Consider the following 24,336-nt stretch of genomic DNA (forward strand, 5'->3'; position numbering starts at 1 on the left):
ATCATCTTGTCTGCGTTCACGAGAACGCGGGGTGGTCCGGGAGACGTGATGGTCAAGCCTACCGTACACGATATCGCCCGCGAGGCCGGGGTCAGCCTGTCGACCGTCGACCGGGTCTTGAACGGGCGTGCGGATGTGCGCCCGAAGAACGCGGAGCGGGTGAAGGAAGCTGTTCGCAAGCTCGGCTATGTGCGCGATACCAATGCGGCCAATCTCGCCAGGCAGCGCCAGTACAAATTCGTGTTCGTTCTTCCCGAAGGGCCCAATCATTTCGTCGAAACGCTCGTGGCCGCGGTCGAAGAAGCGTCCGGTGCGCAGGTGGCGGACCGGACCGACGTCAGCGTCCTGTTGGTCGACGCCGCCGACCCGCACGCGGTTGTCGACAGGCTGAAGACCCTGGACCTGTCCGAACTGGACGGCGTTGCCATGATGGTTCCGGAAACACCGCAGGTGCGCGATGCCATCGCGCATATCAAGAGTGCAGGTGTTTACGTCGTCGCGCTGGTGTCGGACCTGCCGAACTCGAAATGCCACTATTTTGCAGGTGTCGACAATTTCTCCGCCGGCAAGACCGCAGGGGCGCTGTTGGGCAAGTTTTTGCGCAACGAGACCGGCAGCATCCTGGTGGTGACCAATTCCATGGTGGCGCGTGACAGTATCGAGCGCCGCTTCGGTCTGGACGAAGTGCTGTCGCGGGACTTTCCGCAACTGAAAACCCTGCCGACGATCGAATTCTACGACGATCCGGACCGGATTCATGAAACCCTTGACCACGCGCTCAAGGCACACCCGGAGCTGAAGGCGGTTTATTCCATGGGGTCGGGCAATGCGGCCATGCTGGATGCATTGCGTGAGCACGGCGTTGCCGGGCGGTTTGTGGTGATCGCTCACGATCTGACGCCCGTAACGCGGCAGGCTCTTGCCGATGGCGAACTTGATGCTGTCATCGCCCAGAATGTCGGGCATCTCGTGCGCAGTGCCCTGCGGGTCTTGCGGGCCAAATGCGACGGCACGGACATCTATGAGGCGCAGGAAAAGATCCGGATCGAGATCATCATGCGCGAAAACCTCTATTGAGGCTGGCTGCTCCGGCCACGAGTTCTGTCCCCTAAAAATAAGTAAAATCAATGCCATGCCCTGTGTTATCGGCATGGTTCAGGTCTGATTGATCTCGAAAAGAAAGACGTATGTCAGTTTTTTGATTGACGTGACATACGTATGTCAGATAGCGTGAGCCTGCACTTGGAGGAGTGCTGCGGTCCGGCATGCGCCGGCACGCGACCATTCGGGAGGACTTCACCCATGAAAACTGCGAAACTTCTCGCGGCAACCGCCATTGTTGCGGTTAGCGGACTATCTGTTTCCAATGCGCAGGCCGATGAGCTGACGCTGTGCTGGGCGGCCTGGGATCCGGCCAACGCGCTGGTCGAGCTGTCGAAGGAATTTGAAGCCGAATACGGCCACACCATGAACTTCGAATTCGTGCCCTGGCCGAACTTCGCCGACCGCATGCTGAACGAGCTGAACTCCGGCGGCAAACTGTGCGATCTGCTGATCGGCGACAGCCAGTGGATCGGCGGCGGCGCGGAAAACGGCCATTACGTCAAGCTGAACGACTTCTTCGAGAAGGAAGGCATCAGCATGGACGATTTCGCTCCGGCGACCGTCTATGCCTATTCCACCTGGCCCAAGGGCGAGCCGAACTACTATGCGCTGCCGGCCATGGGCGATGCCAATGGCTGGTTCTATCGCAAGGACTGGTTCGAAATGCCGGACATTCAGGCTGCCTTCAAGGAGAAGCACGGCCGTGACCTGGCTCCGCCCAAGACGCAAGCTGAGCTTCTGGAAGTCGCACAGTTCTTCCAGGGACGCGAGATCGACGGTCAGACCCGGTACGGCGCGTCCATCTTCACCGAGCGCGGCTCGGAAGGCATCACCATGGGCGCGACCAGCGCGCTTTATCCGTTCGGCTTCAAATACGAGATGACGCCGGGCAAATACGACATGGAAGGTGCGGTCAACTCGCCCGAAGCCGTGGCGGGCCTTGAGTTTTACAAGGAACTCTACAAGACCGGCACGCCCCCGGGCTACACCGACAGCTACATGGAACAGTCCCTCGATGCCTTCAAGTCGGGGCAGGTGGCCATGGCCATGAACTGGTTCGCCTTCTTCCCAGGCCTCTATGCCGACCCGGATGTGGGCGGCGACAAGATCGGCTTCTTCGTCAATCCCGGCCAGAACCGGGAAGCCTCGACGCTCGGCGGGCAGGGCATCTCCGTGGTGGCCTATTCCGACAAGCAGGATGCGGCGCTTGAGTACATCAAGTGGTTCGCGCAGCCGAGCGTTCAGAAGAAGTGGTGGGATCTCGGTGGCTATTCCTGCCATGTCAGCGTCCTCAGCGATCCGAGCTTCCCGGACAGTGCGCCGTTTGCGTCCGATTTTCTTCTGGCCATGGATAACGTGATGGATTTCTGGCAGGAGCCGGCTTACGCCGAACTGCTGCTGGCGATGCAAAAACGCCTTCATGACTATGTGGTTGCCGACCAGGGCACCGCACAGGAAGCGCTCGACAAGCTGATCGCCGACTGGACCGAAACCTTCGAGGACGAAGGCAAGCTCTGACGGCTCCAGGCGAACCCTGACGATGCCAATGCGCTTGTCAGGGTTTGACCTGCCCTTGTCTCAGCAGATGGCCGGTCTTCTGGCGGCCATATCCTGATCCTGCCTCTGCGGACGGCCCGCCTTCTGGCGGGCTGTCTCACCCTGAAAGACCGGCCGTCCCGGCCCTTGCTTTCCGGAACCGTTTCTCAAGAAGAGCGTCTCATGTCCGACACCCCGATAGACCGAGTAGCAAAGGCAACGCCGCCCACCGTTGCCGCGAAAATCCGAGGGCTTTCCGACCGTACGATTGCCTGGCTTTTTGTCGCTCCGACAATTTTCCTGCTGCTTGCGGTCAATATCTTCCCGCTGATCTGGACGATCAATCTCAGTTTCACGAATTTTCGGGCCAATCGGCCAAACCGCGATGTCGAATACATCGGCCTGCGCAATTACGAGCGCATCCTGACCGATGGCGACATCTGGCTGACCATGCAGGCGACCGCGCATTTCCTGTTCTGGACCATCGTCCTGCAGGTGCTGATCGGTTTCACCCTGGCCTGGCTGATCAACCGGAAATTCAAGGGCAACGATCTGTGGACCACCCTGATCGTGCTGCCGATGATGTTGTCGCCGGCCGTTGTCGGCAATTTCTGGACCTTTCTCTACCAGCCGCAGATCGGTCTCTTCAATTACGGTGTGTCCTTCTTCACCGGGGTCGATCCGGCATCCTTCCAGATGATCGGCGACGTGGCGCTCGCGCCCTGGGCCATCGTGATCGTCGATACCTGGATGTGGACCCCCTTCGTGATGCTCATCTGTCTGGCAGGCCTGCGATCGATACCGGACTATATCTACGAGGCCGCGGAAATCGATCGGGCCAGCAAGTGGCGCCAGTTCTGGACGATCACTGTGCCCATGGTGCTGCCCTTCCTTATGCTGGCAGTCCTGTTCCGCGGCATCGAGAACTTCAAGATGTTCGATCTTGTGGTGCAGCTCACCGGCGGTGGCCCCGGCTCCGTGACCGAGCTCACCTCCATCAACCTGAAGCGTGAAGCCTTCGAGAAGTGGCGCACCGGCTATGCCTCCGCCTACGCGATCGTCCTGTTCGTGACTGTCTTCGGCCTCGCCTCGATCTACGTCAAAGCCCTGAACAAGGTGAAGGAAAGATGAGCAGCTATTCCATCACAGAACCGTCTTCGCGGCAGAAGTGGGTGGCCGGGTCGCTGGTCATCGCCTACGCGGTCATCACCCTGCTGCCGCTGGTCTGGATCCTGACGACAGGGTTCAAGTCTCCGGTCGATGCCATCGCCTATCCTCCGAAGGTGCTCTTCGAACCGTCTCTGGAAGGCTACGTCAACCTCTTCACCACCCGCACCCGCGTGTCGCCGGAACAGCTTCAGGCGCTGCCGCCGCCCGCTACCTGGTACGAGGAAATCGTTCGCAACCGCGACATGGTGATCGCAGGCCCCTCCCGCTACGGCGAAAGGTTCCTGAATTCGGTCATCATCGGATTTGGCTCCACCTTCCTGTCGGTGTTCCTCGGAACGCTCGCCGCCTATGCCTTTTCAAGGTTCAAGGTGCCGCTGAAGGACGACCTGCTGTTCTTCATCCTGTCGACAAGAATGATGCCGCCGATCGCGGTCGCGATCCCGATCTTCCTGATGTTCCGCACCCTTGGGCTGTCGGATACGCACCTGGGCATGATCCTGCTCTATACGGCGGTCAATATCTCGCTTGCGGTCTGGCTGCTGAAGGGCTTCATCGACGAGATCCCGCGAGAATACGAGGAAGCGGCGCTGATCGACGGCTACACCCGCTTCCAGGCATTCTACAAGGTGGTGTTGCCGCAGGCGGCAACGGGCATCGCCTCGACGGCCATCTTCTGCCTGATCTTCTCGTGGAACGAATATGCCTTCGCGGTGCTGCTGACCTCCGGTACGGCACAGACGGCTCCTCCCTTCATTCCGACCATTATCGGCGTCGGCGGCCAGGACTGGCCGGCGGTCGCGGCAGGGGCAACCCTGTTCCTGGTGCCGGTCATGGTCTTCACCATCCTGCTTCGCAAACATCTCCTGCGCGGCATCACCTTCGGAGCGGTCCGCAAATGATCAGCGATTTCATGAGCGGCCTCGTCCGCCTGCGCCGCGGGTCCTGGGAAATGCTCGCATCCCTTCTGATCGCCATTGGTGTGATCATGCTGATGCAGCCGGTCTTCCTGTGGGCCTACACCTATTCCTTCATCGTCACGCTGACCGGAACAGTCATGTTCATCATCGTCAGCCACTTTCCGGAGTGACTGTCTTGGCAGAGATCGTAATCAGAAACCTTCGGAAGGAATTCGGCGACTTCACTGCCGTGCAGTCGTCTTCCTTCAAGATCGAGGACGGTGAGTTCTTCATGCTGCTCGGCCCGTCCGGCTGCGGCAAGACCACCACCTTGCGCATGATCGCCGGGCTGGAGCTGCCGACGTCGGGCGAGATCTATATCGACGGCGAGGAAGTCGGCCAACGGCCGGCGAGCCAGCGCGATATCGCCTTCGTCTTCCAGATGTTCGCCCTCTACCCACACATGAATGTGCGCAAGAACATCTCCTATCCGCTGGTCAGCCAGGGCATGCCGAAACATCAGGTTGCCGAGAAAGTGGCGGAAGTTGCCCGCATTCTCGGGATCGAGAAGATCCTCGACCGGCCGGTGGGCGGGCTTTCCGGCGGCGATCGCCAGCGCGTCGCTCTCGGCAGGGCCATCGTCCGGGATCCGAAAGCCTTCATGATGGACGAGCCGCTCGGTGCGCTCGACGCGGAGTTCCGCGAGCATATGGCCGAGGAGCTGCGGGCGCTGCATGACCGCATGGGCGCCACCACTGTCTATGTCACCCACGACCAGCTGGAGGCCATGCAGATGGGCGACAAGATCGTGGTCATGAACCATGGCGTCATCGAGCAGTTCGGCACGCCGCAGGATATCTACGACAAGCCGGCAACCATGTTCGTTGCCGACTTCATCGGCTCGCCGCCGATGAACTTCCTGCGCTTTCACGGCGAGGTCCATGCAGGCGCGTCCAAGGTGATGATGCATCACGAGGAACTGGACGTGCCGCGGCTGATGGAACCCTTTGAAGGCGACATGGTCTTCGGCATTCGTCCGGAGCACATCACGCTCAACGACAGCGGATCCTACCGGGGTGAGGTTCTGGCCGCCGAATATCTCGGCACCACGCAGATCGTCACGTTGAAGACCGCCTCCGGTGAGCTGAAGGCCCGCATTCCCTCAGACCAGCCAGTTCGCGCCGGTGAATTTGTCGGCCTCGAATTCAACGGATCAACGGTGACACTGTTCGACAATCAGTCGGGGCGGGCGCTGCGGTCGGAACTGAACGAGGGAGTGCTTGCTCATGGCTGAAGTCAGGCTGTCAGGCCTCACCAAGCGGTTCGGCGATACGCTCGCTGTCGATGAGGTGAGCATGAACATCCCCAACGGCGCCTTCGTGACGCTGCTGGGGCCGACAGGGGCCGGGAAGACCACCATCCTGCGTCTGATCGCGGGACTGGAACAGCCGGACGCGGGCGACGTCGTCATCGCGGGGCGGTCGGTGGTTGGCGACACGCCGGCGCAGCGCAACGTCGCCATGGTGTTCCAGCAGTATTCGCTCTATCCACACATGAGCGTGCGGGAGAACCTGGCATTTCCGCTTCGCTCGCCCTTGCTCAAGACGCCTGCGGACGAGATCGACCGCAAGGTTGCCGAAGTGGCCGAAGTCTTGCGCATTTCGCACAAGCTTGCCAACAAGGCGACCAACCTTTCCGGCGGCGAAATGCAGCGGGTGTCCATCGGCCGGGCACTGGTGCGCGATCCGTCCATCTATCTCATGGACGAACCGCTTTCCTCGCTCGACGCCAAGCTGCGTTCGGACCTGCGCATCGAGTTGAAGCGCATCCAGGAAAGCCTGGGGGCGACGTTGCTTTACGTGACCCATGACCAGATCGAGGCCATGACCATGGCAACGCACGTCGGCGTTCTCGATCATGGCCGCCTGGTGCAATTCGGATCGCCGCGCGAGATCTACGAAAACCCGGTTAATCTCTATGTCGCCGGGCGTCTCGGCCAGCCACGCATCAACGTGCTGCCGGCCGATCTTTTTGCCGGCGCGCCGAGCGGTGCCAAGACCATCGGTCTGCGTCCGGAGCATATCGCGCAAGGCGAAGGCAAGGTATCGGAAGTTCGCCGGGTCGAACATCTGGGTGATCAGACCCGGCTGCATCTATCTCTGGATGGACATTCCGTCGTAACGCTGTCAGACAGCCACACCGCCCTGGAACCGGGCGACACTCTCGCCATTCAACCAAGAAATCCGCTTTTCTTCGACGCCAGCGGCGCTCGCATTTCCTGAGGAGACGGGACATGAAGCAATTCATCAATACCAAGGAAACGCTCGTCACCGAAGCGATTGACGGCATGCTGCGCACGGCCGGCGGACGGCTCGCCCGTCTCGACGGTTATCCGCATATCAAGGTGGTGGTGCGCACCGACTGGGACAAATCCAAGGTGGCGCTTGTCTCCGGAGGCGGCTCTGGTCATGAGCCAAGCCATGCAGGTTTCGTCGGCCAGGGCATGCTCACGGCGGCCGTCTGCGGCGAGGTGTTTGCATCTCCCTCCGTGGATGCCGTGCTGGCGGGAATTCTGGCCGTTACAGGCAAGGCCGGCTGCCTGCTGATCGTCAAGAACTACACCGGCGACCGGCTGAACTTCGGTCTGGCGGCCGAGCGGGCCCGCTCCTTCGGACTGAAGGTCAACATGGTGATTGTCGATGACGACGTTGCCCTGCCGGACCTGCCGCAGGCGCGCGGTGTCGCCGGTACGCTGTTCGTGCACAAGATCGCCGGAGCGCTCGCCGATCAGGGCGCGGATCTTGAAACCATTACCGAGGCGGCGAAGAAAACCATCGGCGGTGCGATCTCGATCGGCATGTCGCTGGACACCTGCACGGTGCCGGGCTCGCCCAAGGAAGACCGGATTGCCCATGGCAAGGCGGAACTCGGGCTTGGTATTCATGGCGAGGCGGGGATCGAGCAGGTTGATTATTCGAATGCCCGCGCCGCCATGGCCATGGTGGTGGACCGGCTTGCACCGAACCTCGCACCTGGACCTCATGTGGCGATCGTGAACAACCTGGGCAGCACGACACCTCTTGAAATGTCGGTGCTTCTGGAAGAGCTCACGGCCTCGCGCATCGGCAGCCAGATCCGCTGGGTCATCGGCCCCGCGGCGATGATGACCTCGCTCGACATGCATGGGTTCTCGGTGTCGCTGCTGCCGGTCGGCAAGACGGAAGAAGCCCTGCTGCAGGCGCCGGTCGCACCCTGGGCATGGCCCGGCTGCCTTGCGCTTGGCGCAGTGTCGGTGCTGCCGCTGCCGGACGGTCTGACGCCGATCCAGCCGCTGCCGTCCAAGAACCCGGAGACGCGGAAGTTCATCGAACGTTGCTGCGACATCCTGATTGCGGCCGAGGACGATCTCAATGCGCTTGATGCCAAGTCGGGCGACGGCGATACCGGCAGCACGCTTGCCACCGCCGCCCGGGCGCTGGTGAAGGCACTCGACCGGTTGCCGCTGGCGGATCTCACCCAGCTCTACCGGGCCATCGGTCTGGAACTCAGCCAGACGATGGGCGGATCTTCCGGTGTCCTGCTGGCGATCTTCTTTGCCGCTGCCGGCGATGCGTCCTCCAGCGGCCGTGGGGCCATTGGGGCGTTGAAGGCCGGTCTTGACCGGATCATGCAGGTGGGCGGCGCCCAGCCGGGTGACCGCACCATGATCGACGCTCTGCTGCCGGCGCTCAACGCTCTGGAAAACGGTGTCGAGGCGGCTGCTGCCGAAGCCCGTCAGGGCGCGGACGCCACGTCGCGGATCACGCGGGCGCGCGCGGGCAGGGCATCCTATGTCTCGGAGGCGAACCTCTCCGGTCACAACGATCCGGGCGCGGAGGCCGTCGCCCGGCTGTTCGAGCAACTGACCCTCTCACCGGCCCTTACCTCCAAGTCCGCGTAGGCCGGCACCTGACCGGCAGGCCGGGCTTCGAGCTCACGGCCTGCCGGTGCTTTCCCTGATTTTCCATTCCATTGAACCAGCCCCTGGTCGAGTGTCCTCGCCAATGGTGTTCCGGCGTTCGGATAGCCCGCAAGGCCCGGGACATTGCGATCTCCGGCAGGCTTTCCACAAATTCCCGTTGGCTTGATGCTACCGCCTTGATGCCCTTGCGTTAGGTAAGGTGCCTGTCGTCATGCCGGCTGGCGGGTCTTCCTTTGCAGGAAGTGGCAGGGTTGATGATAAAGACGTTTTCTGTCCATTCTTCTCACGGAAACCCTTGCCTTCGGGATTGATCCATCACAAACTCCGGCAAATTTTACGGGATCTTGTGATGCTTTTGCGGCTGACCAGAATGTATAACTTTCCGATTGGTCGCCTGCATGCAAAGCTCAAGGCAAAGGGAGTGAACCAGGTCGCCAAATAGAGCTTGAAAAAAGTTATGTAATATAACTATTATAGATCATCATCTGATCGGAGGGAGGAATCCGGTCAGGTTTTGAAGTTGATCGAACAGGGAGGAAACCATGATCAACTTGCATAAGCAGTTTGCCAAACTGGCTGTGGCTGCGACTGTCTCCGCAATCGCACTTGGCGGGAGCATGTCGTCCACACTTGCGCAGGAAGTCACGCTGCGCCTGCACCAGTTTTTGCCGGCTCAGGCCAATGTACCCAAGAACGTTCTCGACCCCTGGGCCGACAAGATCGAAGCGGAATCCGGTGGGCGCATCAAGATCGAGCGTTATCCGGCCATGCAGCTGGGCGGCAAGCCGCCGGAGCTGATCGATCAGGTCGTCGATGGTGTCGTTGATATCGTCTGGACCGTTGCCGGTTACACCCCGGGCCGCTTCCCGCGCGCAGAAGTGTTCGAGCTTCCGTTCACGATGACGGATGCGGAGACCATGTCCCGTGCCTACTGGAAGCTTGCCGAAGAAACGATGATGGATGAGGACTTCGCGCGCTTCAAGCCGCTGGCCCTCTGGGTTCATGGACCCGGTGTCATCCACTCCAGCAAGCCGATCGTTGCACTGTCCGACCTGAACGGCGTCAAGCTGCGCGCACCGACCCGTGTCACCAACAAGCTGTTCTCCAATCTGGGCGCGACGCCGATCGGCATGCCGGTTCCGGCCATACCGGAGGCGCTCAGCAAGGGTGTTGTCGATGCGACGGTTATTCCGTGGGAAGTCGTCGGCGCGCTGAAGGTGAACGAGCTGGTCAAGAACCACACCGAGTTCCCGGGCAAGGCGCTCTACACCACGTCCTTCATCTTCGGGATGAACAAGGACAAGTACGACAGCCTGCCGGACGACCTGAAGGCCATCATCGACGCAAACTCCGGTGAGGAATTCTCTGCCTTCGCCGGCAAGCAGATGCAGGCCGATGATGCCGGCCCGCGGGCCGCAGCCGTGGAGATGGGCAACAACATCATCACGCTGACGGACGAGCAGGCTGCCGAGTGGGAAGCCGCCGCTCAGGGCACCATCGACGAGTGGTACGCCGAAATGGATGCCAAGGGCATCGACGGCAAGGCGCTGCAGGCCCGTGCCGAAGCGCTGATGGCCAACTGACCGTCATGAAGCAGTCCTCCGGAACCAGGTGTTCCGGAGGGCATCCTTCGACAGGATACACGTAAAATGCTGCTCACTCTGGTGGAGCGTCTCGCGCGCTTCATGGCGATCCTTGGCGGTCTGGTTCTGACGGCGCTGATCGGGCTGACCTGTGTCAGCGTGCTTGGCCGCGGGCTGAACACATTCGGTCATTCCGAATTCATGACCTCGCTGTCCGAAAGCGCCGCCAACGCGCTGATCGCGACCGGTGTCGGTCCGGTTTCCGGCGATTTCGAGCTGGTCGAAGCGGGGATCAGCTTCACCATTTTCGCCTTTCTGCCCATCTGCCAGCTTAAGCGGGGACACGCCACCGTGGACGTCTTCGCCGGCAGTTTTCCGCGCTGGATGAACCGGTGGCTGGAAGTCGTGTGGGAGGTTCTCCTCAGCTTGCTGATCTTCCTGATCACCTGGCGGCTGTTCGTCGGCATGGAAGACAAGATGCGCTACAACGAAACCACCTTCCTGCTGCAGTTTCCGATCTGGTGGGCCTTCGCGCTCAGCTTTGCCGCCGCCGCTGTTGCCTCCGTCGTCGCGCTCTACTGCGCCGTCGCCAAGGTGCTTGAACTGATCACCGGCCGGCGTTTCACGCCCGATGCCGAGGGAGGGGTCCATTGAGCCTGCTTGAACTCGGCTATCTGTCGTTTCCCGTTCTTCTGCTGCTTATCTTCCTGCGGGCGCCGATCGGCCTTGCCATGATGATTTGCGGTCTGGGTGGTCTCTATCTTGCGACCGGCAGTTCCAACATCATTCTCGCCAAGCTGAAGTCGGAGACCTATTCCACCTTCTCCAGCTACTCGCTGACGATCATTCCGATGTTCCTGCTGATGGGGCAGTTCGCGACCCACTCCGGCATGTCGTCGTCTCTCTTCAAGGCCGCCGAAAGCTGGCTCGGCCACCGCAAGGGCGGTGTTGCCATGGCTGCGGTCGGGGCCTGCGCGGGCTTTGGCGCCATCTGCGGATCGTCGCTGGCAACCGCCGCCACCATGAGCCGTGTCGCCCTGCCGGAACTGCGCCGCTACGGCTATTCCGGCGGCTTTTCGACGGCAACGCTGGCCGCCGGCGGCACGCTCGGCATTCTCATTCCGCCGTCGGTCATCCTGGTGATCTATGCCATCCTGACCGAACAGAACATCGCCAAGCTGTTCCTGGCTGCCTTCATTCCCGGCATTCTGGCGGCCATCGGCTACATGATCACCATCTCGATCTATGTCCGCCTCAATCCCGGCTCCGCCGGAACGCGTGAGCCGGTGCCTTATGCGGAGCGCATGCGTGCGCTGATGGACGTCTGGCCTGTGCTTCTGGTGTTCGGGCTCGTGGTCGGTGGCATCTATCTGGGCTGGTTTACCCCGACCGAAGGCGCTGCCGTGGGTGCGGCCGGAACGGGCATCATCGCGCTCATTTCCGGTAACCTGACCTGGAAGGTCTTTGTCGACAGCATGATCCAGACGGCCATGAGCACGGCGATGATCTTCTTCATCGTGCTCGGTGCCGGCTTCTACAACAGCTTCCTGGCACTCAGCCAGCTGCCGCAGGAACTCTCCGGCTGGGTCGTTGGCCAGGGCTTCAGTCCGCTTGTCGTTCTGACACTGATCCTGCTGTTCTACCTGGTCTTCGGTTGCCTCATGGACAGCCTGTCGATGATCCTTCTGACCATCCCGATCTTCTTTCCGGTGATCAGCGTGCTCGACTTCGGCATGAGCCCGGAACACGTTGCCATCTGGTTCGGTATCCTGGTGCTGATCGTTGTCGAGGTGGGGCTGATAACACCGCCCGTCGGCATGAACCTTTTCATCATCAACGCGATGGATCGGTCGACGCCGATGAAGGAGACCTACAAGGCGGTTCTCTGGTTCGTGACGTCCGACATAGTCCGCGTGATCCTGTTGGTCCTCTTTCCGTCAATCACCCTGTTCCTTCTGGCTGGCTAACCCAGCCGGAAGGAGTGCGCCCTTTCGGCGTATCAAAATAGGTATGAGATATAACAATGATGACTAAAACCAATTCAGAGGCTGTGCCATGCTGATATCCGGACAAGCGGCTTTCGTGACAGGTGGCGGCAGTGGCCTCGGGGCCGCGACAGCCCGTCATTTTGCGAGCCAGGGCGCGAAAGTTGCGATCCTTGATTTCGATATCGACCGGGCCCGCACTGTGGCGGAAGAAATCGGCGGCTTCGCCGTTCAGGCCGACGTCAGCGACGAGGCAGCCGTAGGCGCTGCACTCGACGAAGCGATCGGGTTGCTCGGTGAAACGCCGCGCGTTGTCGTCAACTGCGCCGGCGTCGGCTTTGCCGCGCGCATCGTCGGCCGGGAAGGCAAGCTCTCCTTCGATACCTTTGAAAAGACGCTGAAGGTCAATCTCTTCGGCACGTTCAATGTCATGAGCCATGCCGCAAGACGCCTCATGGACGTGGAACCGCTGGAAAACGGCGAGCGTGGCGTGATCGTCAATACGGCATCGGTCGCCTTCGAGGACGGCCAGCTGGGCCAGGCTGCCTATTCGGCGTCCAAGGGCGGCATTGCCGCCATGTGTCTGCCGGCAGCGCGGGAGTTTGCCCAGCACGGCATCCGCGTGATGGCCATTGCGCCGGGTCTGTTCAGAACGCCGATGATGGAAGGCCTGCCGGAAGAGGTCTCAGCCAAAATCACGGCCAACATTCCGTTCCCGCCACGTCTTGGCGAGCCGGAGGAATTCGCCCTGCTTGCCGGGCACATCGTGACCAACCCGTTCCTGAACGGCACGACCATCCGCCTGGATGGCGCCGTGCGTCTGCCGCCGCGCTGAGGAGACACCGATGACAGAACCGATCCTGAAAATTGAGATTTCCGACAGCGTCGCGACCCTGACCATGAACCGTCCGGACAAGCGCAATGCCATGTGCGACGAGCTGCTTGGGGCCATCGACGGCTTTTTCCTGTCTCCGCCCGCCGAGGTGAAGGCGGTGGTCATCACCGGCACGGCCGGGCATTTCTGCTCGGGCCTTGATCTGTCTGAGCATGTGGCTCGCGACGCGGAAGGAACCATGCGCCATTCGCGCGGCTGGCACCAGGTGATGGACCGGATCCAGTTCGGCGGGTTGCCGGTGGTTTCCGCAATGTTCGGCGCCGTCATTGGCGGCGGTCTGGAACTGGCCAGTGCCACCCATGTGCGCGTTGCCGAAACCTCCGCGTTCTTCCAGCTGCCGGAAGGCCGCCGGGGCATCTTCGTCGGTGGTGGCGCTTCCGTGCGCGTGGGCCGCATTCTGGGCGCGGACCGGATGACCGAGATGATGCTGACCGGCCGCAAGTACAACGCGGACGAAGGCCTGGCTCTGGGTCTTGCTCATTACACCGTCGGCGAGGGAGAGGCGCTGGCCAAGGCACAGGACCTGGCAGGCCGGATCGCTTCCAACGCGCCGCTGTCCAACTACATCATGATCCAGGCGCTGGCGCGCATTGCGGACATGTCCAAGACGGACGGTCTCTTTACCGAGAGCCTGTGCGCCGCGATTACACAGACCAGCCCGGACGCGCTGGAAGGCCTTGCCGCTTTCCTGGAAAAGCGCAACCCGACCTTCAGGTGATCTCATGAGGAAAACCGCGATGGAACCGGAGACCGAGACCGGAATTGTCAACGTCAGCGACAGGACCCTGCGCGCGCTTTACGGCTATCAGATGAAGCGGACGTTCAACGTCATTCAGTCGGACCTGAGCCGCACCCTGAAGCCGTTCGACCTGCGCATGCTGACCTATACCGCCCTTGTGCTGATCGTCGACAACCCGGGCCTGCGCCAGTCCCAACTGGCCGAGGCCATGGATATCGAACGGCCCAACCTGGTCGTGATTGTCGACGAACTGGAGCGGCGTGACCTGATCATCAGGGACCGGTTGCCGAGTGACCGCAGGGCCTATGCGTTGAAGGCGACACTGGCCGGTCGCCGGCTGTGTGAAAAGGCAATCGCCGCGGTCATGGAGCACGAGAAGATGCTGCTCAACGGTATCAGCAAGGACGCGTTGAGTGTCGCCACCAAGGTGATGCAGATGATTGAAAGCAACCGCCAACGGGAAGACTGACATGAAGTTTCGGGAGGAGACGATCATGAAGCGCACCACGGAATTTCTGCGCCACTCGGTCGAGCGGGAAGACCGCCCGGATGGCAGCATTCTGCTGCGGTCCACCTATCCGCTGAGCCCGGTGGTCGAGCGGACGGGAGACTGGCTGCACCAATGGGCGGGGGAAGCTCCGGACAGGGTGTTTCTGGCCGAACGCAGCGGTGCCGGCTGGCGCGAGGAAAGCTATGCGGGCATCCTGGAAAAGGTTCGGGCGATCGGTGCCGCGCTCCTGGCAAGGGGCATGGGGGCAAATACGCCGATCCTGATCATGTCCGGCAACGGCGTCGATCACGGCATTCTTGCGCTTGCTGCCCAGTATGTCGGAGTGCCGGTGGTGCCGGTGGCCGAGCAGTATTCGCTCATTCACGGTGCCCATGGCCGCCTGCGCGAGGCGATCAACCTCATCAAGCCGAAAATGGCCTATGTGGTCGATGCCGACCAATACGGCGAAGCGTTGAACCTTGAAGATCTTGCGTCGGTCGAGATTGTCGCCAGCCGCCCGGGGAGTCGGAACGTTACCGCCTTCGCCGACCTGCTGAAGGGAGACGGTAGCGTCGACGTCGACAGTGCTTTCGCGGCGGTCACTCCGGATACGGTCGGCAAGATCCTGATGACCTCCGGCTCGACCTCCAGCCCGAAGGGCGTTCTGACCACCCACCGGATGATGTGCGTGAATCAGGCCCAGCTTGCCGACTCCATGCCGTTCCTGCGCAAGCGCCCGCCGGTGATCGTCGACTGGCTGCCCTGGAACCACGTCTTCGGCGGCTCGCATAATTTCAACATGATGCTGGCCAACGGTGGCAGTCTCTACATTGACGACGGCAAGCCGGTGAAGGGCCTGTTCGAACGGACGGTGGAGAACCTGTCGTTGAAGACCGGTACGCTGGTGTTCAACGTGCCGCTTGGCTTCGGCATGCTGCTGAAGGCACTGGAAGCGGACGCGGATCTGCGTCAGCGCTTCTTCGAGGATCTGGATCTGATCTTCTATGCAGGGGCCTCCCTGCCGCAGGAGGTCTGGTCCGGATTTGAGCGCATGGCGATGGAGGTCAAGGGCGAGGTGCCCTTGATGACGTCTTCCTGGGGACTGACCGAAACAGCGCCCTCGGCCCTGATGCAGCAGGAACCTGCCCCCCACTCCGGCATTGTCGGTGTTCCGGTGAGCGGCGTCACCGTCAAGCTGATCCCGGATGCGGACATGCGCTGCGAAGTCCGCGTGAAGGGCCCCAACGTGATGCCCGGCTATCTCAACGATCCTGAAAAGACCGCCGCGGCCTTCGATGAAGAAGGGTTCTTCATCACCGGGGATGCGATGCTGTTTCTTGATCCGGCAGACGCAAACAAGGGCATGCGCTTTGACGGCCGGATATCGGAAGACTTCAAGCTGCAGTCCGGCACCTGGGTGCGGGCGGCGCAGCTGAAGCTGGACATGCTGTCCCGCCTCGCGCCGCTTGCCGCAGACCTGATTATCACCGGCGCCGATCGGAACCAGATCGGGGTGATGATCTTCCCGAATGTCGCGGAGCTGACCCGGGAAGGCTTTGACCTCAACGATGATGACGGTGCTTTCCGCTGCAAGCTGCTGCAGGGCGAAATCCACCGCCGGCTTTCGGCGCGCGCCCGCGAGATCAGCGGCAGCTCGACACTGGTGTCCCGCGCCATCGTGCTGTCTCAGCCAGCTTCCATGCCCGAAGGCGAGATGACCGCCAAGGGCAATCTGAACATCCGAAAGGTTCTGGCGCGCCGCGAGGCCCTGCTGGAACGGCTTTACACCGACGATGACCCTGCTGTGGTCACACTCTGATTGAGGAGCGCTTGAAATGGTCGACATCACCAAGGTTCGCGCCATCGACATCCACACTCACGCCGAAGAGCCCTGCGGCTGTCATTCCGACGATGGCTATGACGACCTGCAGGCCACGATGGCGAAATACTTCCGCGCGCCCTGGAGCCATCCGCCGACCGTACCGGAAACGGCAGCCCATTACCGCGAACAGAACATTGCGGCGGTAATCTTTCCGGTCGATGCCGAGCGCGAGACCGGCTACCGCCGCTACAAGAATGAGGAAGTGGCGGAACTTGCCGCCGAAAACGACGATGTGCTGATCCCCTTCGCCTCCATCGATCCGCACAAGGGCAAGATGGGTGCGCGCGAGGCGCGGCGCCTGATGAGGGATTTCGGCATCAAGGGTTTCAAGTTCCACCCGACGATGCAGGGTTTTTACCCCAACGACCGCATGGCCTACGAGCTCTATGAAGCGATCGCGGAAGAAGGCTCCATTGCGCTGTTCCATACCGGCCAGACAGGCGTCGGCAGCGGCATGCGCGGTGGCAACGGCATGCGGCTGAAATACTCCAACCCGATGTATATGGACGATGTCGCGGTCGATTTTCCCGACATGAAGATCATCCTCGCGCATCCTTCCTTCCCCTGGCAGGAGGAAGCCCTGGCGGTCGCCCAGCACAAGCCCAATGTCTATATCGACCTCTCCGGCTGGTCGCCGAAGTATTTCCCGGAAATCCTGGTGAAATACTGCAATTCGATCCTGAAGAAGAAGGTGCTGTTCGGCTCCGACTGGCCGATGATCACGCCGGAGCGCTGGCTGGCGGATTTCGAGAAGATCGCCATCAAGGACGAGCTTCGGCCGGACATCATCAAGGGCAATGCGGCAAGGCTGCTGGGGCTGGCATGATCACTCCGAAGCTCTCCCATTTCTGCGACCTTGAGGTCGAACTTGGCCCTGTCCGGGAACTAGGCCAGGGCAGGGCGGGTGCGCGGCGGATCATCCCGATTGTCGGTGGCCGGGTGAGCGGACAGGTGTCCGGAACGGTGCTGGACATGGGCGCTGACTGGCAGACGATCCTGGCAGACGGTTCGGCCGACATCGACACCCGTTACGCCTTCGAGACAGACGACGGCGCGGTGATCGAGATCATCAACAAGGGTGTTCGCCATGGTCCGCCGGACGTGCTGAAAGCGCTTGCCCGCGGCGAGGATATCGACCCGACGCTCTATTACTTCCGCACGGCGGCGCGGCTGGAGACCGGAGACCCGCGTTATGACTGGGTCAACAATACTCTCTTCGTCGGCACCGGCCGGCGGCTTGCCTCCGCCGTGCTTGTGTCCTTGTTCCGGGTGGGGTGAGGGCGGGAGTGAAGTTGTGATGTCCGGGCTCTCGAAACATTTCGAAACAAAGTCCACGATCACCGATCTCCTCATCCTGAGGAGGACCTTCGGGTCCGTCTCGAAGGATGGGCCGCTTGCGCCGGAGTTAGCCGCCCATCCTTCGAGACGGGCTGGCGCCCTCCTCAGGATGAGGGGGAAATTGCAGCAACTGCTCGTATTGCCGATCCATTGAAAGCCTGTAGCCATGAAACCCTTCACCGCACCGCTTGACGATATCCTGTTCTGCCTGACCCATGTTGCCGGGGCAGCCGATCTGCCGGACTTCGATGCGGATCTTGCCGCCGAGATCGGCGGTCATTTTGCTGCCTTTGCAGAAGAGCAGTTGGCCCCGTTGAACGAACCGGGCGACAGCCAGGGTTGCCGGCTGGTGGAGGGGCGGGTGCGCATGCCGGACGGGTTCCGCGAAGCCTATGCCGCTTATGCGGAGCAGGGCTGGCCGGGATTGACGATCCCGGAACAGCTTGGCGGGCAGGGGCTCGATGCCGGCGTACTTGCGATCACCTCGGAAATCTTCACCGGCGCCAACCACAGTCTGCAGATGGTGACGAGCCTTGCTGCGGGTGCCGCCCGCACCCTGCTGGCCTTTGGCACGGAAGATCAGCAGGCGCGCGTGATCCCGCAATTTGCCTCCGGCGAGGCCCTTGCCACCATGTGCCTGACCGAACCGGACGCGGGGTCCGATCTTTCCCGCATCCGTTGCCGGGCGGTGCGGGCTGGTGATGGCTGGTCAATCAGCGGCGAGAAGATCTTCATCTCCGGCGGCGATCAGGACATGAGCGAGAAGATCCATCACCTGGTGCTGGCGCGCACGTCAGACGATGGCGTGAAGGGCCTGTCGCTGTTTCTGTGCCCGTGCACCCGCGTGGACGGCAGCCGCAACGCGGTGACCGTGACCCGTATTGAGGAAAAGATGGGTCTGCATGCTTCGCCCACCTGCCAGCTTGCTTTCGACGGCGCCGTCGCCGAACTGGTTGGCCGGGAAGGCGAAGGCCTGAAGGCGATGTTCACGATGATGAACCATGCCCGCGTGGATGTGGCCTTGCAGGGTGTTGCCCATGCCGCCCGCGCTGCGGATATCGCCAGCACCTATGCGGCGGAACGCAAGCAGGGCCGGGATGCTGCGGGCAAGCCGGTGACGCTGGATGGTCATGCCGACGTACGTCGCATGCTGGACGAGATCGATGCCCTTGCCCTTGGCGGACGAGCAATCGCGCACCTTGCGCTCGTCACGGTCGAAGCAGGCGAGAACCGGGCTCTGGCGGAATTCCTGACACCGATCGCCAAGGCTTACTGCACGCAAGCCGGCATGCAGGCAACGGAGCTTGGCATGCAGGTGCTCGGCGGGTACGGCTATCTGAAGGAATACGTCCTGGAACAGTGCTACCGGGATGTGCGGATCACCGCGATTTATGAAGGTGCCAACGCCATTCATGAAAGAGCACTGGTCACGCGTCTGTTGCCGGGCAAGGAAAGCGAGGCATTCGAGGAATTCCTGCGGGCCGAATGTCTGCGGAACGACAAGATTTACCCGCAACTGGGCGAGGTTGTCGCCAACTGGTGCCGCGTGAGGGATCTGGTGTTGCAGAGCGAAGACCCGACAGCCCTTGCCCATGACTTCATGACACTGACGAGCAAGACGCTGTTGAAGGTCCTGTGGGCACGCATGGCGGAAAAGGCTGACTGCCATCCGGACCCTGAGCGGATCAGACGGCTTGCGGGGAAAGTGCTTGCAGGGCCCGAGCTGGCGCTGAGCGCCTGAGCCTGCACAGCAGTGAAATTCTTTTCTTCAAGGGGCAAGGGGCAAGGGGCAAGGGGCACGAGCCCCTTGGGCAGTAACATCTCGCCAAAAAGGCCGGGGATGAGGTTCTCTCTCGTTCTGCTTTTGCACGCCGGTCTGTTCCCGAAACCTTTTCAATGTCCGCAGCTTCGCGCAAAGTAGCCCAAACCGATCACGCCGGGACGTTTCATGCATCCGCTCAATCTCGATCAGCTGAGGGCCTTTCTGGCCGTTGTCCGCCATGGGGGCGTCAACAAGGCCGCAGGAAGTTTGAACCTGACGCAGCCGGCGGTGACGACGCGGATCAAGAGGCTTGAGGAAGCCCTGGGGACCGAGCTGTTTGAACGCTCGCCCGGCAGGCTGAAGCTGACCAAGCGCGGCGAGCTGCTTCAGACATTTGCCGAGCAGTTCGAGCGTCTGTCGGACAAGGTCGAGGAGACGGTGGTCTCCCGTGAGGGGATTGACCGCCATCTGCGCATCGGAGCCTCGGAAACCATTGCACAGTGCTGGCTGCCGGATCTGGTTGCCGCGCTGCGGGCCGACTTTCCCAATCTGATCGTGGAAATCAACGTCGATATCTCGGTGAACCTGCGCGCCGGTTTGCTCGACCGGGAAATCGATCTGGCCCTGTTGCTGGGGCCGATTTCGGAATATTCGGTCGACAATATCGAGCTGCCCGGTTTCGACCTCGGCTGGTACGTGGCGGCGGATAGTCCGGCCGAGGGCGCGCAAGCCGAGGCGCTTTTGCGGGAAAAACCCGTGATTACCTACGCCCGGCACACGCGGCCTTACCGCGAGCTGAAAACGCTGTTGTTCGAACGGGTTGCACCGGACGTGCAGATGTTCCCGTCATCGTCTCTGTCTGCCTGTTTCAGGCTGGTGGAAGCAGGGCTCGGGGTCGCGGCGTTGCCGAAGGCGCTGGCACGGCCCTATGTCGATGGCGGACGCATCGTCGAGTTCGACCCGGGATGGGTGCCGGATGCCCTGAGGTTTTCGGCGAGCTATCTCGGTGACCCGCGCAGCCATATCGTGGCGGCTGCGGCGAAGAAGGCGCTGGAGGTGGCGGTCGCTTACTCAGGATATAAAAATCATTTATAATATCTGCTAAAATCATTCAATTTGAGTTTATAGCCGCAATGCGGGAGCCTTTCTCCAATGGAGGAGAGCCCCAGTGCTGCAATCTTATGAAACCCTTCGACAGGAAAACATCGAGACGCTTCGGGCGCAGATAAGGTCCGGCAGCTATCGCTCGCACACGGCGGGGCTGGGCAAGAACCTGCTTCAGGCAAACCTGGCGATCATTCCGGAAGCCTATGCGCTGGATTTCATGCGCTTCTGCCAGCGCAATCCGAAACCCTGTCCGTTGATCGGTGCTTCGGACACGGGAAATCCCCTCCTGTTCACCCTGGGACACTGCCTCGATATTCGTACCGACGTCCCCGCCTACAACATCTATCGCGATGGTCGGCTGGAAGGCTCGGTGACGGACATAAGCGCCTTGTGGTCAGACGATCTCGTCGCCTTTGCGCTCGGCTGTTCCTTCACTTTCGAACATGCGCTGATCGAGGCGGGGATCGACCTCTGGCACATTTCTAACAATGTCACCGTGCCGATGTACCGCTCGAACATGGAAACGACACCGGCCGGGCCGTTCCGCGGTGCAATGGTGGTTTCCATGCGGATGATCCCGGATGAGCGGGTGCGGGACGCGGTAGCCATTTCGGCCCGCTTTCCGCTGGCGCACGGATCACCGGTCCATATCGGCGATCCGGCGGCCATCGGCATTTCCGATCTCGACAATCCGGACTGGGGCGATGCGGTGCCGGTGGAGGCCGGTTTCACGCCCGTCTTCTGGGCTTGCGGAGTGACGCCGCAAGCCATCATCCAGAACGCTGCCCTGCCGCTGCTGATTACCCATAAACCGGGACACATGCTGATCACGGACATCCCGGATGACGCTGAAATTCCAATCATAACAAAAAAGACGCTGTAAGCTCGAACCTTCACGGAGTGGACACATGAAAAAGATTCTGACTTTCCTCATGGCCGGTGTCGCCATGTCCTCGGCCGCCGCCGCGGAAGATCTGTCTGTCGTCGGCAGCTGGTCCAGCCTGCCTCTGCACCAGGACTATGAGGCGCCGTTCTGGCAGACCGCCTTGCCTGAGGCATCCGGTGGCACCATCAACACAACCGTCACGACCCACAACCAGATGAACCTCGGCGTTGGTGAAGTATTCCGCCTGCTTGGCCAGGGTGTTTTCGACGTCGGCATGACGGTGGGCGATTATGCAGTTGCCGATGCACCGGAACTGGAAGGCCTCGATGTGCCGCTGGTGGCCATGTCTGCCGACAAGGCCCATGCGGCGGTCGATGCTGCCCGGCCGATGGTCGAGGAGATCTTCGAAAAACGCTTCAATTCCAAGGTGCTTGCCATTGCGCCCTATCCGCCGCAGGTGGTGTTCTGCAACGCCGAAGTGGGTTCGCTGGACGACCTGAAGGGCAAGAAGATCCGCGCATCCGGCCGCATGACGGCCAAGTTCCTGGAAGCGCTGGGTGCTGAAGGCATTACGGTTGCCTTTTCCGAGGTGCCGGGCGCGCTGCAGAAGGGCGTCGTCGATTGTGCGGTGACCGGGGCAGGCTCCGGCTACAGCGCCGGTTGGTGGGAAGTCAGCACGCATCTCTTGCCGATCCCGCTTGGCGGCTGGGCCCCGGTGGTAACTGCGATCAATCTCGACAAGTGGAACGCTCTGTCCGGCGAGACCCGGGCTTTGATCGAAAAGGAAATTGCCGAGAAGTTCGAAGCCCCCGCCTGGGCGTCGGCAGAAGGTGCGTTGACCAATGACATCGCCTGCCTGACCGGCAAGGGCGAATGCGCCTCGGGCGACGTGAGGGACATGGTTCTGGTCGAAGCCAGCGACGGTGACATCGAGCGGGCACGCCAGATCCTGGAAACGGATGTTCTGCCGGAATGGGCGGAGCGGGCCGGCGGTGACTGGGCTGCGCGCTGGAACGACAGCGTCGGCACCGTCGTCGGTGTGCAGATCAAGACCAACTAAGCCCGGGAGACATCGAGGTGGCGGAGAAACTCCTGTCAATCCTGTCGAGGATCAACCGGGCGATAGCGATTTCGGTCGGCGTTCTGTTCCTCACCTGTGCAGGTCTTGTTCTGATTGATATCTGTCTCCGCCGTGTCGGTGCCTCCTTCGGCGGCACCGACGAAATCTCCGGCTACGTGATGGCCATCGGAACGGCCTGGGGCATGGCTTTCGGATTGAGCGAACTTTCGCATATCCGGATCGATTTCCTGCGCCGCTCGGTTGGACTGCCAAAATGGCGAGCGGTGCTGGATCTTCTGTCGATCTTTGCCCTGTCCTCGACCGTCTCGATCGTCGCGCTGAAGTGCTGGCCGGTGGTGGAGACGACACTGCGCAATTCCTCAAGGGCGAACACACCCCTGGAAACTCCGCTCGCGCTGGTGCAATTGCCCTGGTTTGCCGGGTGGGTGTGGTTTGCGGTCACCGCATGGCTGACCTTTGTCGCCGGTGTGCTGCTGGTCCTGCGCGGTGAATTTGCAAAATCCGAGCAGGCGATCGGTGCCTTTCCGGAAGGGGAGACAGCCTGATGCTTTCCTTCGTTTCCGTAGGCCTTCTCGGGCTCCTCAGCCTTTCCATTCCCGTCGGCATCGTGCTGTTCCTGCTGGGGTTCGGCATCGACCAGTTCTTCAGCGCCTTTCCGTTGACACGCGGCCTCGGGTCGATGGTCTGGTCGACGTCGGAAAATGCGGCGCTGATCGCCATTCCGTTCTTTGTGCTGCTGGGCGAGATCCTGGTGCGCACCGGCATTGCCGCACGCACCTACTCGGCGCTCGACCGCTGGGTCTCCTGGCTGCCGGGCGGGCTGGTGCATGCCAATGTGGCAACCGCCACCATGTTCTCGGCCACATCCGGATCTTCGGTAGCGACCGCTGCCACGGTGGCGACGGTGGCCATGCCGCAGGCCGACCGGCTGGGCTATGACCAGAAGCTCTTTTCCGGTGCGATCGCCGCCGGGGGTACGCTCGGCATCATGATCCCGCCGTCGATCAACCTGATCGTCTACGGTTTTCTGACACAGACCTCGATCCCGCAGCTTTTTCTGGCAGGGCTTCTGCCTGGCATCCTGCTGGCGATGGCCTTTCTGGCAGTGACTGCGCTGGTCTGTCTGGTCAATCCGAAGCTCGGCGGGGCACGGCGGACGTTCCCCTTGCGGGAAATGGCACTCGGGCTCGCGGATCTGCTGCCGATCATTCTTCTGTTCAGTGCCATCATCGGCTCGATCTACAAGGGCTGGGCAACACCAACCGAAGCCGCCTCTGTCGGGGTTGCCGGTGCGCTGGCGATTGCCGCGCTTTTCGGTGGGCTCAACACGCGCATGATCGGCGAAGCGCTGATCGGCACAGTGCGGGTCACTGCGATGATCATGCTGGTGGTTATCGGGGCGTCGTTTCTCAACTTCACGCTTTCGGCCGCCGGCCTGTCGCAGGAATTGCTCGGCTTTCTGGAGGGGCTCGGCTTCGGTCCCCTGCAGACGCTGCTGGTGATCGTCGCGATGTATATCGTGCTCGGTTTCTTCATCGAGACCTTGTCGCTAATGGTCATCACCATTCCCATCGTTGTGCCGATCGTCATCAGCCTGGGCTATGATCCGGTGTGGTTCGGCATCCTGATGATCGTGCTGATCGAGATGGCGCTGATCACACCGCCGGTGGGGCTCAATCTCTTCGTCGTCCAGAGTGCGCGGCGCGGCGGATCCATAGCCGAGGTGATGCTGGGAGCCATTCCCTACGTGTTGGCGATGCTGGCCATGGTCGCGGCGCTGATCGCCCTGCCGCAGATTGCACTTTATCTGCCGATGGCCATGCGCTGAGGGGACAAGAGCAGAATTATTTTGGAACTGACAGACCGGGCAGACGTTTCCACCGTGATGAAGGCGGACCGGAGCAATCCGGAGGCCACATAC

At 61.4% G+C, this 24,336-nt stretch carries 23 protein-coding genes; all 23 read left to right on the forward strand.

The window, feature by feature from the left end; all coding sequences use genetic code 11:
- Window positions 1-48 precede the first annotated feature (48 nt).
- The 23 genes from FIU93_RS11755 (at window position 49) to FIU93_RS11865 (ending at window position 24,243) form a co-directional block, all read left to right on the forward strand.
- Entirely contained in the window at window positions 49-1,077 is a 1,029-nt protein-coding gene (locus FIU93_RS11755; RefSeq protein WP_152505664.1) for a LacI family DNA-binding transcriptional regulator, read from the forward strand.
- Between the two features lie 225 nt (window positions 1,078-1,302).
- A complete protein-coding gene (locus tag FIU93_RS11760; protein ID WP_023003180.1) occupies window positions 1,303-2,622 on the forward strand; it encodes an extracellular solute-binding protein in 1,320 nt (439 codons plus the stop codon).
- Window positions 2,623-2,823: 201 nt separating this feature from the next.
- Window positions 2,824-3,771 (forward strand): sugar ABC transporter permease, encoded by a 948-nt coding sequence (locus FIU93_RS11765; protein WP_031270370.1) that lies wholly within the window; start codon window positions 2,824-2,826, stop codon window positions 3,769-3,771.
- Entirely contained in the window at window positions 3,768-4,709 is a 942-nt protein-coding gene (locus tag FIU93_RS11770; RefSeq protein WP_023003182.1) for a carbohydrate ABC transporter permease, read from the forward strand. The genes FIU93_RS11765 and FIU93_RS11770 overlap by 4 nt, the downstream gene beginning before the upstream one ends.
- A complete protein-coding gene (locus FIU93_RS11775) occupies window positions 4,709-4,897 on the forward strand; it encodes a hypothetical protein (protein WP_035908047.1) in 189 nt (62 codons plus the stop codon). Before FIU93_RS11770 ends, FIU93_RS11775 begins: the two co-directional genes overlap by 1 nt.
- Before the next feature lie 5 nt (window positions 4,898-4,902).
- On the forward strand, window positions 4,903-6,000 hold the full coding sequence (locus FIU93_RS11780) for an ABC transporter ATP-binding protein (protein ID WP_055656157.1): 1,098 nt from the start codon (window positions 4,903-4,905) through the stop codon (window positions 5,998-6,000).
- A complete protein-coding gene (locus tag FIU93_RS11785) occupies window positions 5,993-6,988 on the forward strand; it encodes an ABC transporter ATP-binding protein (protein WP_023003185.1) in 996 nt (331 codons plus the stop codon). The genes FIU93_RS11780 and FIU93_RS11785 overlap by 8 nt, the downstream gene beginning before the upstream one ends.
- Before the next feature lie 11 nt (window positions 6,989-6,999).
- Window positions 7,000-8,646 (forward strand): dihydroxyacetone kinase subunit DhaK, encoded by a 1,647-nt coding sequence (locus FIU93_RS11790; RefSeq protein WP_055656154.1) that lies wholly within the window; start codon window positions 7,000-7,002, stop codon window positions 8,644-8,646.
- Between the two features lie 563 nt (window positions 8,647-9,209).
- Window positions 9,210-10,250: a TRAP transporter substrate-binding protein gene (locus FIU93_RS11795; protein WP_023003188.1), complete on the forward strand. Its 1,041-nt coding sequence runs from the start codon at window positions 9,210-9,212 to the stop codon at window positions 10,248-10,250.
- 66 nt (window positions 10,251-10,316) lie between these two features.
- Window positions 10,317-10,904 carry a TRAP transporter small permease gene (locus FIU93_RS11800; protein ID WP_023003189.1) on the forward strand — a complete coding sequence of 196 codons (588 nt, stop codon included), beginning with the start codon at window positions 10,317-10,319 and terminating at the stop codon, window positions 10,902-10,904.
- Window positions 10,901-12,217, forward strand: a complete 1,317-nt coding sequence (locus FIU93_RS11805; protein WP_023003190.1) for a TRAP transporter large permease — start codon at window positions 10,901-10,903, stop codon at window positions 12,215-12,217. The genes FIU93_RS11800 and FIU93_RS11805 overlap by 4 nt, the downstream gene beginning before the upstream one ends.
- 88 nt (window positions 12,218-12,305) lie before the next feature.
- Window positions 12,306-13,070: an SDR family NAD(P)-dependent oxidoreductase gene (locus FIU93_RS11810; RefSeq protein WP_055656147.1), complete on the forward strand. Its 765-nt coding sequence runs from the start codon at window positions 12,306-12,308 to the stop codon at window positions 13,068-13,070.
- Window positions 13,071-13,080: 10 nt separating this feature from the next.
- Window positions 13,081-13,848 (forward strand): crotonase/enoyl-CoA hydratase family protein, encoded by a 768-nt coding sequence (locus FIU93_RS11815; RefSeq protein ID WP_055656770.1) that lies wholly within the window; start codon window positions 13,081-13,083, stop codon window positions 13,846-13,848.
- Between the two features lie 19 nt (window positions 13,849-13,867).
- Window positions 13,868-14,338, forward strand: a complete 471-nt coding sequence (locus tag FIU93_RS11820) for a MarR family transcriptional regulator (protein WP_208984233.1) — start codon at window positions 13,868-13,870, stop codon at window positions 14,336-14,338.
- 25 nt (window positions 14,339-14,363) lie between these two features.
- Complete coding sequence (locus FIU93_RS11825) at window positions 14,364-16,178, forward strand: feruloyl-CoA synthase (RefSeq protein ID WP_152505665.1); 1,815 nt, start codon at window positions 14,364-14,366, stop codon at window positions 16,176-16,178.
- Between the two features lie 16 nt (window positions 16,179-16,194).
- The gene (locus FIU93_RS11830; protein ID WP_023003195.1) at window positions 16,195-17,067 is read left to right on the forward strand and encodes an amidohydrolase family protein; all 873 of its coding nucleotides are present in this window, start codon (window positions 16,195-16,197) and stop codon (window positions 17,065-17,067) included.
- The gene (locus tag FIU93_RS11835) at window positions 17,064-17,519 is read left to right on the forward strand and encodes a DUF3237 domain-containing protein (RefSeq protein WP_152505666.1); all 456 of its coding nucleotides are present in this window, start codon (window positions 17,064-17,066) and stop codon (window positions 17,517-17,519) included. The genes FIU93_RS11830 and FIU93_RS11835 overlap by 4 nt, the downstream gene beginning before the upstream one ends.
- A 226-nt stretch (window positions 17,520-17,745) precedes the next feature.
- Window positions 17,746-19,320, forward strand: coding sequence for an acyl-CoA dehydrogenase family protein (locus FIU93_RS11840; protein ID WP_152505667.1), 1,575 nt, complete (start codon window positions 17,746-17,748; stop codon window positions 19,318-19,320).
- A 207-nt stretch (window positions 19,321-19,527) separates the two neighbouring features.
- A complete protein-coding gene (locus FIU93_RS11845; RefSeq protein WP_152505668.1) occupies window positions 19,528-20,436 on the forward strand; it encodes a LysR family transcriptional regulator in 909 nt (302 codons plus the stop codon).
- 73 nt (window positions 20,437-20,509) lie between these two features.
- Window positions 20,510-21,331 (forward strand): putative hydro-lyase, encoded by an 822-nt coding sequence (locus FIU93_RS11850; RefSeq protein WP_152505669.1) that lies wholly within the window; start codon window positions 20,510-20,512, stop codon window positions 21,329-21,331.
- A 25-nt stretch (window positions 21,332-21,356) separates the two neighbouring features.
- Window positions 21,357-22,394, forward strand: a complete 1,038-nt coding sequence (locus FIU93_RS11855) for a TRAP transporter substrate-binding protein (RefSeq protein WP_152505670.1) — start codon at window positions 21,357-21,359, stop codon at window positions 22,392-22,394.
- Window positions 22,395-22,411: 17 nt separating this feature from the next.
- Window positions 22,412-22,960 (forward strand): TRAP transporter small permease subunit, encoded by a 549-nt coding sequence (locus FIU93_RS11860; protein ID WP_023003201.1) that lies wholly within the window; start codon window positions 22,412-22,414, stop codon window positions 22,958-22,960.
- Entirely contained in the window at window positions 22,960-24,243 is a 1,284-nt protein-coding gene (locus tag FIU93_RS11865; RefSeq protein WP_152505671.1) for a TRAP transporter large permease, read from the forward strand. Before FIU93_RS11860 ends, FIU93_RS11865 begins: the two co-directional genes overlap by 1 nt.
- Window positions 24,244-24,336: the final 93 nt, after the last annotated feature.

The organism is Labrenzia sp. THAF35 (assembly GCF_009363595.1).
Taxonomy (GTDB): Bacteria; Pseudomonadota; Alphaproteobacteria; order Rhizobiales; family Stappiaceae; genus Roseibium; species Roseibium algicola.